Annotated in this window: 10 protein-coding genes; 2 read left to right on the forward strand and 8 right to left on the reverse strand. The window is 59.6% G+C overall.

What is annotated here, in order from left to right; translation table 11 throughout:
* The first annotated feature begins 589 nt into the window (after positions 1 to 589).
* Positions 590 to 808 (forward strand): hypothetical protein, encoded by a 219-nt coding sequence (locus ELY12_RS09730; RefSeq protein WP_126176517.1) that lies wholly within the window; start codon positions 590 to 592, stop codon positions 806 to 808.
* A 912-nt stretch (positions 809 to 1,720) separates the two neighbouring features.
* Here the strand turns inward: ELY12_RS09730 and ELY12_RS09735 are convergent.
* The 8 genes from ELY12_RS09735 to ELY12_RS14325 form a co-directional block, all read right to left on the reverse strand.
* The gene (locus ELY12_RS09735) at positions 1,721 to 2,128 is read right to left on the reverse strand and encodes a hypothetical protein (RefSeq protein ID WP_126176518.1); all 408 of its coding nucleotides are present in this window, start codon (positions 2,126 to 2,128) and stop codon (positions 1,721 to 1,723) included.
* An 89-nt stretch (positions 2,129 to 2,217) separates the two neighbouring features.
* Positions 2,218 to 3,099 carry a hypothetical protein gene (locus ELY12_RS09740; RefSeq protein ID WP_126176519.1) on the reverse strand — a complete coding sequence of 294 codons (882 nt, stop codon included), beginning with the start codon at positions 3,097 to 3,099 and terminating at the stop codon, positions 2,218 to 2,220.
* Complete coding sequence (locus tag ELY12_RS09745) at positions 3,096 to 5,570, reverse strand: fimbria/pilus outer membrane usher protein (RefSeq protein ID WP_126176520.1); 2,475 nt, start codon at positions 5,568 to 5,570, stop codon at positions 3,096 to 3,098. Before ELY12_RS09745 ends, ELY12_RS09740 begins: the two co-directional genes overlap by 4 nt.
* Positions 5,567 to 6,307 (reverse strand): fimbrial biogenesis chaperone, encoded by a 741-nt coding sequence (locus tag ELY12_RS09750; RefSeq protein WP_126176521.1) that lies wholly within the window; start codon positions 6,305 to 6,307, stop codon positions 5,567 to 5,569. The genes ELY12_RS09745 and ELY12_RS09750 overlap by 4 nt, the downstream gene beginning before the upstream one ends.
* A gap of 22 nt (positions 6,308 to 6,329) precedes the next feature.
* Positions 6,330 to 6,785: a hypothetical protein gene (locus ELY12_RS09755; RefSeq protein WP_126176522.1), complete on the reverse strand. Its 456-nt coding sequence runs from the start codon at positions 6,783 to 6,785 to the stop codon at positions 6,330 to 6,332.
* Positions 6,786 to 6,864: 79 nt separating this feature from the next.
* Positions 6,865 to 7,371, reverse strand: a complete 507-nt coding sequence (locus ELY12_RS09760; protein ID WP_126176523.1) for a hypothetical protein — start codon at positions 7,369 to 7,371, stop codon at positions 6,865 to 6,867.
* A gap of 715 nt (positions 7,372 to 8,086) precedes the next feature.
* Positions 8,087 to 8,659 (reverse strand): helix-turn-helix domain-containing protein, encoded by a 573-nt coding sequence (locus ELY12_RS09765; RefSeq protein WP_164549471.1) that lies wholly within the window; start codon positions 8,657 to 8,659, stop codon positions 8,087 to 8,089.
* Positions 8,660 to 9,177: 518 nt separating this feature from the next.
* Positions 9,178 to 9,351: a response regulator transcription factor gene (locus ELY12_RS14325; RefSeq protein WP_164549472.1), complete on the reverse strand. Its 174-nt coding sequence runs from the start codon at positions 9,349 to 9,351 to the stop codon at positions 9,178 to 9,180.
* Positions 9,352 to 9,806: 455 nt separating this feature from the next.
* Between ELY12_RS14325 and ctrA the strand changes: the two genes are divergently transcribed.
* The coding region (gene ctrA, locus ELY12_RS09770; protein ID WP_164549473.1) for a response regulator transcription factor CtrA at positions 9,807 to 10,447 on the forward strand (641 nt) is incomplete at its 3' end.

The following is a 10,447-nucleotide window of genomic DNA, read 5'->3' on the forward strand; positions in this document are numbered from 1 at the left end:
TTTTTTTGACCTCCAGTTGCACTGGTTCCCACACTGGTTACCACTTTCCGATCCGATTTGCAGCGCTTCCCGGCGGCCCGCAGCGAACACGACCTTGCCAAACATCCACCGCTACAATCTATACCATCGACCTGGCAGGATGCGGCTTGTCGATCGGATTGACCAAACTTGAACCACTCGTCATCCGCGAGGTCCGCACGCGGCCTCGCAACGTCTCATTACAGTCGAGTCCCGCTGCACTGACAAAACTGACAGACGTCTCGACGATCGCCTACCCACCCCCCGGGGGACGTGGTGTGGAGGTTGACGCGTTCATCAGTGGCGGTTCCATTCAGGTCTGCTCGCACCCCCGGGGCGAAATATGAGAGTACTTAACTCGCCAAAGCTAGGCGCAAAATTTTTTTGCACCGTTTGCTCGACTTCAACCCGATTCTACCGTCAAGTCTCTACAATGGCTGATATCAAGACGCCGCCGCTCGGCAGGGATGCGACTCGTCACATGCCCGCCGAAATTTGCGCAACATGATTAAACCGTGGTCGCGTCCCCGTAATCCCCGCGCGCCGAATTTCCTTTTGCATGAAATAATGCGTGGCGGTTGAAGATGGGCTACTTGGACTTCTCAACAAACAAGCTGAATGTCACGTCTTGGGCCGTTTGCTGCCAGTCGGCTTCCAGCCGCGCTCGCACGAAAACAGACTTTCCAACAGCATCTCAATGAGCCTAGCTGGCGACATGCGCCGTCCGGATCGAACAGAACTTGAAGCAGTGACGCTGCTGTGCGCGGCCCTGGTGCCCACCGCGTACTAGACGGTGCGGTTCGTGATGGGACTAATTGGATAGCTGCGCGATCCGCGCATCCTTCTCCGGTGCGCCTGGCATTTGCGCCTCGCGTAAACAGCGAACCCGACAAGTGCCGCGGCCATTACGATTATCAGGGCGTAGGCGACGAGGATGCGGGTTTCCATCCGGCCTAAAGTCATAAGGGCGCGGATGGTTCCGGCATTGGTATGGCACGCTAGACTACTTCTGCGCTTCCCGACCCAGCGTGCCTTTGCGAATTGTGACGGAAAATCAGTGCTCGCGCATCGCCCAATGGGGGAGACGCTTCCCTGGAAGCCATCGAAACCGCTCGCGCAGCCCGCGGCAGTGAGCACGGAGGCATTTCCGCGGTTATCTGGAAGTCAGTTCGCAACGGAGCGGACGCAGTACTTGAGGAGTTGGGGCGAGCTCACCTCAAATACCCCACCGACGGGAAGCGCGTTCGCTGGCAGATCAACCCTTGGATTGTTCAAGCGGCCTTGGACCGCATAGGACACCGGCGGCTCTCAACTGACGAACAGAGGGAAGTGGGGGCCAACGTGCGCGCCCCGCAAAACGTAAGGTGGCCAACGTGGTGGACCGAGCGGAACTGAATGTCTGCAAATGTGCTAAATTCAGTCACTTGATCTGCCTTCCGACGACCATATCACGCACGTCATAGAGGATTGTCGAGGTTTTCGGACCTGACCTTCATCCGTATGCATAGGATGCGTTTGGTGCACCCTCCTAATCGTGGTCGCGATCGTTGAATCGGGCAGTGTGACCTTTCCGGTGGAAGAGGTGACTCAGCCCCTCGCAAGACCTTGGATCAACTCCCGGGACCGAAGAAATACCCGAGTTAAATGTAATAGCTGGTCCAATCCAGATCGACGACGCCGAGCAACATAATGGCTTCGTCCGTCAATCCGCCTCGAGATCGAGCCTTAGCGAAGCGGCGAAATTGGTAAGCTCGTCTGTGTCGCCCGCCGTCGTTCGAATGGTCAATACGTCCACGCCATCAAAGTAGCGTTGTGACTGGGGGAACACAGCTTCGCGGTGAAAAAGTCCTGCTGGACTCCCGTTGTAACTCACCGCGATCTCTCCCAGCGTGTCCGCTTTGTCCCCATGAATGACAACACTGTGCCAAGTGTTGCAATTGCGGCGGATCGAGAGCGTCAGCGTCCGTTCCTCTAATTCCGTTGCCACGATCTCGGCGGCACACGACACCGGCACCACGCCGTAAATTCGCATCGAAGCGGCGTGGGCCGCTGCCGAACTGACAGTGATCATCGCGCCGGCCAACGCAACTTGCAAAACTCGCTTGGACATCGGTCCACCCCTAACAACGGACCGGTCTTCTAGGACTGCAATGGCTAACGCGGGCTGCGCGGGTGTGGTTAACGCGGCGCTAAGACGCGTCAGTTCTCGTCGATCGTCACTGTCACCGTGTCGCGATAGATGCCGGCGAGACGCCCCGGATCGAGCAGCGTGAAAGCTAGCTCATAGTTGGCACCGCTCGCGCTTAACGGTGGAATACGCTGCGTGCGATACGGCGCACTAAGCGAAACGACCTGCTTATCGAATGTGGTCTGATAGCGGATCGGCGAAATCGGATCCGTTCCGTCGCGCCGCAACTCTCCGCCATTTTCTGAGCTGAGCGTGATGCTGACTGACGAGTTGGCCCATACGTTGACGAACACGCGCTCGGTCGCCCCCTGGACGATTTCGCCGAAGTCGACCTTGGCCGGCGCCATGCCCCCAGCATGAATCGACGACGCAGTAGTGCCTGCGATGTTCACCAGCGCTCGCGCTCCCACATCGGCCTGGAGCGAGAGGTTCGGCCCGTCGATGATCGACGGGTCGCCGGAAGCTGAGGAGGACAGTGCGCGGGTCGTCAATTCGGAGAGATAGGTGCCGGGAGGAACCACTTGGCCTGCGGGAATCTGCAGCGAGATACGCAGGGTTTCACTGCCGTTGGCTGGGACCGAAATGGGATAGGGACCGAACTGGCCGCCGCGCGGGCTCGCGCCGCGGAATTGTCGGTCTTCGTAGTTCAGCCGATATTGGTTCAACTGAAGTGTGGCCGACCCATCGATGGGGGTGAGAAAAATGCGCGCCTGGCAAGCTTCGGCGCCTGAATTGCGGACGATGATGACCACCTCAGCCTCGGTCGGTGCCCCGGCAAACGGATCATAGGAAACGCGCGCCGACGCGCCGGGCTGCGCTGTTAACACGCACGTTTCTGCCATCGCGGGGGTGGCAGCGCAACCGGCAAGCACGGCAAATAGCCAATATTTCATGTCCCTGCTCCGTCCATGGTGATCACGCCGATCTCAATCGGACCAGTGGCATTCTCGGGAATCGTGACCTCGCCGACCGCGGTGTCGGATCCGTTGGGTACGATCGCATACCGTCCCGGCGCTACCCTCTGGGCGACCAGCCGTCCGGTTCGATTGGTGAAGAATGGCACCGGTTGCGCCTCCTTGCCTGAGATCGGCCGGAGCGTTCCCGCCACAAAGGCAAGCGCAGCGCCGTCGTGCCCGACCAGTTGACCGATCACCAGATTCGACGCCGCGGAACCGATTATCCAGCGATAGCCGCTCGCCGCCCCGGGCAGGATATCAAACCGTCCGGATCCGATGTCATAGCCCGGACGTAAGTCGGGCACCTTGACTACCAATGATTCAGGCCGATACCCGCGTTGTAAGGGAACCAGCGCCGGACCCAGCGGGCCGGTACGGGCGACCGGGCCGAGCGTGCTGCGGCTCGAGACGAGAATCGGTGCACCGCCCGTCGTTGGATGCCCATCGACGATGACGAAGCCGCGGCCAGCCTCGCGGCCGAGAGCAAGTTGCCCGTCCGCGAAGCCGACGCCGAAGGTGAGCGCGAGATCGGTCATTTGTTGGGTGAATCCGGATTCGTTGAAATACTCATGCCTAAAGCCGGCACGGAACCGGTTGGAGAAGTGCTCCGCATCGACGAAGGCTTCGGATCCCAGGTCGTCCCGACCGAGCGAGGCTCGCAGGCGGGTCGAGTTGAGCTCTTCCAGGCTCTGGAGATCGTAATCGAGCCGCGTCCGGTTGCGGCGGGTGTCATAGCTTGCGCGCGCGGATTGGCGCGAACTCAGCGGTATGCTTATCGAAAAGAGCCCGCGGTGATCGGTCCCCAGCGAGTCTTTTCTGAACGTGTAATTCGCGTTCGCAACGAAGCGGCCGAAAGTGCGGGAAATGCCCGCGCTCGCGGTCCACAGGTCGCTGGCGGCGGTGCGCGCCCGGCTGTAGCCCCCGCCGAACGTGCCGTAGATCTTTTCCGCCAGCGGCGTCTGCACCCGAAAGTTGGTCTCGAGACTGTATTGGGTGCGCTGCCCGAATACCTCGAACATGGGCGAAAAGCGCGGGGAGCGATAGATCACCTGGGCGTCGATCGCGCGAAGCTGGTTGGTCTCGGTCGGCAGGTTGAACCGGTAGCTGCCGACCGCCGCCCATTGCAGCGATTCGTCCCGCGCAAAGTCCAGCGAGCTTTCGAACGCGAACGTGCCGATACGCGAGCCGATCACAGCAAGCGCGCCCAGTAAACCGTTGCGGCGGTCGGCCTGGATCGATCCTCCCAGTGTAAGATTGTCCGTGATCCCGCGTTGATAGAATCCGTTGATCGCCGGTTCATCGCGGTAGCCCGTGTTGGTGAAGGGAGCGAATTGAGTACGGGGTAAGCCGACCGTCGCGGAAAAGATCGATAGTCCCGGTTCAAGCAATGTCGCGTCCGAAAAGAAGGATACTACAATCGACTCCTGTCGGCCGGCGTCATCCTGCACGACCAGGCGCACATCGTTGAAACCGTCGAGATACGGAAAGTCTCGCAAATCATATCGGCCGGGCGCGAGATTCAGCGTTCTATAAATGGTGCCGTTGACCAGCACATCGACGCGCGAGGGGCGATCAAGCGACAGCGCACCCTGCCCGCTCGGGCGAATATTACGGTAGGGTTGGATTTCTTGATAAAGCCGCTCGACTCCAATCCCGAGAACGCTAGTCGCGGGCGCGAACGAGCCAAAGGTCTGGGGATCGATGTCCCCTAGCGAATAGCGGATCGCGCTCCGGGGATCGTCGTGGAACAGGGTGGTCCGTGACCGTACGAACGAGCCGTTTTCCTGGTATCCAGTCAGAAACCGCAGGTTGAGCCCTTCGACACCGCCGATGTTAGTGAACCCTTCGACCAGGGCGGTGAACGGCTGACGGTCGAAGTGGAAGCGTTTGTCGCTCAGAAATCGCTGGCCGAGAAATACGGTGATGCCCGCCGTCGGGCTGTTGGGCGGCAAGGGGGTGTTGACAAGCGCGGGGGTTTGATTGGCAATCGACACCACATTCGTCGCGCGCGCCTCGGTGGGCACGGTAGCGGTCAATTGCAACGTCGCCATGCTGAATTCGAGCACTAGGCGATCGCTGGCCAATTCGCTCACCGGCACCATCGAGCGGCCCGCGGCGCGCTGTAGGATCATGTCGACTACGCTGCGATCGACGATCGGCGATATCCGGGCAAGCAGTTGGTCAACGTTGACCGCCGCGTACCCACTAGTGTCCGTCTCGACCGGTACATCACCCGCCGGCAAGCCATTGACGGTAAGGGAAACGTTCAGATTGACGCGCCGCGGCGACGCGTCGTGACCGCCGTTCCTGGTTTGGAGGCGCGCGGGCGCTCTATCCTGCGCAAGCACAGGGGACGCCGCGACCGCCAGCGCCGCCAGGCAGGTCGAGGCCAGCCAGCGCGAGGTCACTCCGCGCCGATTTCCCGCGGCTTGAAGGTCACGCTGGCACCGTCGCGCCGGAAGCTAGGCTCCACCGGTAGAGTGATGATCCGTTCCGTGCCAGGTTCGATCAACCCCTGCTGGATAGCGCTGCGGATCGTCCGATCATCAAGCACCACCTCGGTCCCGTCTCCTCCCCGCACGGTCCAAATTCCATTGCGCAAGCGAGCGTAACGGTTGCCGTCATTTCTGACCGTCACTTGAAGCAGCCCCGTCTTTTCGGCAGGGCGAACCGAGACCACCTGAACATGGGCCACCGCATCGCGAGGCGAGACAGCCGCCAAGGTCCCGACGTTGAACAGGAACTGCATGCCGTTGGCAGCGGTCTCGGAGGTGTTGACCGGCAACTGGGACACGGTGATGAGAAACAACTTGGTCTGCGCCAGCAGCGGATCCCCGATGTATTGGACGCGAAAGGTCTGAAACGAGTTGGCGGGAACAATCGCCTGGGGCGGAAAAATCAGGAAGTCGTCTTCGGCCGGGGTCCGCCGCTCGGTGCCGTCAGGCAAGATTTCCCGCCGCTGGACGATGATGTCCACCGGCATCGGCTGGTCGCTGGTATTCTCGACCCGCACGTCCTGTTTGGTTTCGGCGCCACTCGCGCCCAGGTCGTATGACATTGGCTGCACACGGATGCTGGCAAGCGCCGCGCCGTGAAAGCCGGCAATGCCCACGCATGCCGTCGCAATCCTCAGAAGTAAGTTCATGTGCCCCCCAAGAGCTCGACCGTCAGTTCGGCGATATCTCTATAGTCACCTTATCTGAATATTCCCCGGCCGCCAGTTCCCGGGGCAGCACCGAAATCACCGCGCGTAACTCCTGCGTGACCCCGAGTACCAAGTCGCCGCCGCCGATCTGACTGATCAGCGGGGCCGAGAGTTGTCGAGACTGGAAACCCGGCGGATTGTCGCCTCGCTCCTCGAATTCGTAGGCGATGCGGTAGTCGTCTTGAACGAGGAAACCGCCGTTTTCCGAGCTCACCGTGCGCACGACCCCGTCAGGATCGTTGCAAGTGTAGGAAATGGACCCGAGCGACTGCGATCCTCGATCGTGCAAATCGATCGCCACGCGATCCTGAGGCAGCGAGACTGTGCACTCTGCCGGAACCGGGCCCGCGATCTGGACGTCGTCGCTTGGCGCGCCAGGTCCGAGGACCAATGCCTGCGCCAACAGAGGGAAGAACACGGCTATAGACACGAGTGATTGCCGCCCCGATCCCCGCAAAAAATGAGGGGGCCGAAACGACCCCCTCATCTTCGATCGATTACTGACCAGTCACTTCGTAGCGGATGGTGTCGCCGTAGGTGCCGGCAAAGCCCGGGCCATTGCGCTGACCGACGCGGACCGCGACGCCGAAGGCCGCCGGAGCGCCCACGCCATAGTCGGGATCGGTGCTCACCTGGCGGATGCCGTTGACGTTCTGGAAGGAACCGACGCTGCTGAGCGGCGGGCCGTAGTTGGGGCCGCTGAAGAGGTCCTTGATCTCATACGCATAGGTGGTGCTGCTGCCACCGCCGCTGATGTCGACCAACTGCTGGTTCACGGCGTAACGCGCCAGCTGGTAGCCCTGCGGGTCGTTGCACTGGAAGACCACCTGACCGAGACCGGTCTCGGCCCCGGCATTGAGCGATAGATTGGTAACGTCGGCAGGAGCAGTGAGCTCGCACACCGGAGCAACCACGCCCGAGATGTTCACAGAATCGGTAGTGGCGGCAATTGCGGGAGCCGAAAAAGCTGAGGCGGCGACGGCAAAAGCAACGATCTTCTTCATGACTAATCCTTTCACAGATGGGTACTCACGACTTTGCGCGGCTGCGACCGTTAATTTTGACTTAGACCCGGCTTGCTTTCCGTGTCCAACGGCGGCGACTCGCCCCCTTACAAGGTAAACAAAGTGCTAACGAATTTAGGGGGGTACCACAAGCGAGCATCGCTGAACTAAGCGTTCCGGTCCCATTCCGGCACAGGCTCGGCCGCCTGTATCAGCGATGCTTCATTGCTCATTTGAGCAATTTCATAACGTGGAATCTTGTCACGATCGGGCTTGGGAGTGCCTGATCGTTGCTGGATCCTTACGGACGAATGCGAGGGATACCGTATGATAGCATCTGAGATTGGCTTGGTAAGTGCCCTGTCCTGGGAATCGACGGCTCGCTCGGTATCGAGCCTGCCGATCCGATTTGGATTCGATACGGAAGAGGTGGGCATGCTCAGAAGGCTGGCCGCTGCTCTCTACCACCAGCCTCGGCGCTCCGTGACTGCTCGTTATAACCCTCGCATTTTACAAAACCCTAGGCTGGCCAAGATGTGCCTGTTCAAGTCACTGTTGTTGCATGGTTAGGCCCAACTGCAAGGATTATTCATGATACTGTCGGGCTATCATATTACGGTCTCGCGGTCCCCCTTAGGCACAGCCGTCGCGACCATCGATTGTAGGGCAGTTAAGCTTCGCAAAAGCGGAGTGTTTAGCTTCCACGCTGTCGACTCTAGTCACCCTTCGCACGCTTGACGACACCAGTGTATGCTGCGTGCAATGCGTCGAGTTCGTCGTTCACGCGCTCCAGCTCGGCTCGAAGGTCAGGTATTTTATTCTTTCCCGCGGAATTTATCCCGAGATCTACGATCCTGCAATTGAGGCGTTGCTGCTCGCGACGCAGTTCGGTTCCCAGCGCGAGGAATTGGTGACCTGAGATTCTGGCTCCCTCCCAGTCGCGGGCGCCACCGAACGAAACATTAATCTGAACGTCGATCGGACGAGCACCTAGCTTCTGGGCGATCGTGATCTGAGAGTGCTCCACCACGGTCGCCGCTTGCTTGGAGTCGTTTACTGTTTCAATCCGTTCGGCGACAAGCAATTCATTAGGCAGATCGAGTATCGCGCACAATTCCACGAGCCTTGATGCACGCGGTCGAGACTTATCATTCTCCCAACACGAGATCGACACCTTGGAAATGCCCAGTCTCCGTGCGAGCTGGTCCAATGTCCAGCCTTTCGATTTACGGGCGATCCGAATCCGTTTGCCGATCGTCAATGAGGGGAAAAACTTTGCATCATGCATGTTCAGCGCTCGACCAAAGCTGATGTCGCAGGTTACCAATGTTAGGGGGCAGCCTACATCGTTAGATCGTCCGTACCGTAATAGATGAGACGTTAAAAAGTCAAATAAAGTCAATCGCCTAGAAGCATCGATGACGCAAATTTCCCAATGGCAACTAACTTTTGTTGATTTCGACACTCTCATGATGGTTTAGCGCTATGCAGATGGAGCCATATTCTGCATGCCGTTTCGGGCGCCGGTCATTGCGCGCCGGCGGGGAGGCGCAAACTCGTCGCGCATGCCCCTCATGCGCCAAACGCGGGCCGTTGCGCCGGCTGCCCTGGTCCCGAGGCTTGCGGTACAACCCTATCATCACCGCTAGGCAGGGACGCGTCTTCCCCGTTGTTGGCGGCTATCAGTGGATAGTCACCCCGTTGACCTCCGCGCTGAAGGTATTTCTCGGGTCTTATGCCAATCTCGGTCATGCGGTAATGTCTGGACGACATGTCTGCTGGCGCTCCGCGAAGGTTACTCCCAAGTCAGTGACCCGCTTCCGCCTGGGCGTACAGCCCAATCCGAACGAGATCGGCGGTTGTCGTAACCGCGAGCTTTTTCATCAAAGCCGCCTTCATCTCCATCGTCTCTTCCAGGGAGAGACCCAACTCGCCAGTTATTTTGATCAGCGAATAGCCGTCGACGATCAGATCGAGCATGCGGTGCTCATGCGAGCTCAGGCCGCCAACCTGGTCAGCTGCCTTCCCGCGAGGCGCAGTTGCGCCAGCCTCGTTTTGACCCGTCACTACCGCGTTACCCCGTTATGCTTATGACGTGACCGTATCAAAAGCGACCGTCGGTGGAAGCCCTCCGAATGAAAGAGATTGATGGGTGGCGCATAGCCCCGCCGACATACTCGCCGTGCTGGGGGAGCGACGGGTTGTCGGCCGATGATGGAAGATCGCCGCGATAAACCCATCAAGGTCCTCCCTTGAGTGCGCGATCAACGTTGGGCGTAAGGAGCCAACGCGGACTTTGCAAGGATGAAGCCTTTCGAGGAGGGTCGACTACCGGCTCGGAGGGAGCAACACAGCGGTGTTTTTCGGACGAAAGAGTCAAACGACCTTTAGCCAACCTTCTTCACATAAGCGGCCATACTGACGAAGGACCTAACATGCGCGTGTTGCTGATCGAGGACGAGCCGACGACGGCCAAGGCGATCGAGCTGATGCTCACGACCGAGGGGTTCAACGTCTATCAGACCGATCTCGGCGAAGAGGGCTTGGACCTCGGCAAGCTGTATGATTACGACATCATCCTGCTCGACCTGAACCTGCCAGACATGCACGGATACGACGTGCTGAAGAAGCTCCGCGTCGCCAAGGTGCAGACGCCGGTACTGATCCTGTCGGGCATCGCCGAGATGGATTCGAAGATCCGCTCGTTCGGCTTCGGCGCCGACGATTACGTGACCAAGCCGTTCCACCGCGAAGAGCTGGTCGCCCGCATCCACGCCGTGGTGCGCCGTTCGAAGGGCCACAGCCAGTCGGTCATCCGCACCGGCAAGCTGGCGGTGAACCTCGATGCCAAGACAGTCGAGGTCGATGGCGCGCGGGTCCACCTGACCGGCAAGGAATACGCGATGCTGGAGCTTCTTTCGCTCCGCAAGGGCACCACGCTGACCAAGGAAATGTTCCTCAACCACCTCTACGGCGGGATGGACGAACCCGAGCTCAAGATCATCGACGTGTTCATCTGCAAGCTGCGCAAGAAGCTCAGCCACGCGTGCAGCGGCGAGAACTACATCGAGACCGT

It is taken from the genome of Tsuneonella rigui (assembly GCF_003958625.1).
GTDB lineage: Bacteria > Pseudomonadota > Alphaproteobacteria > Sphingomonadales > Sphingomonadaceae > Tsuneonella > Tsuneonella rigui.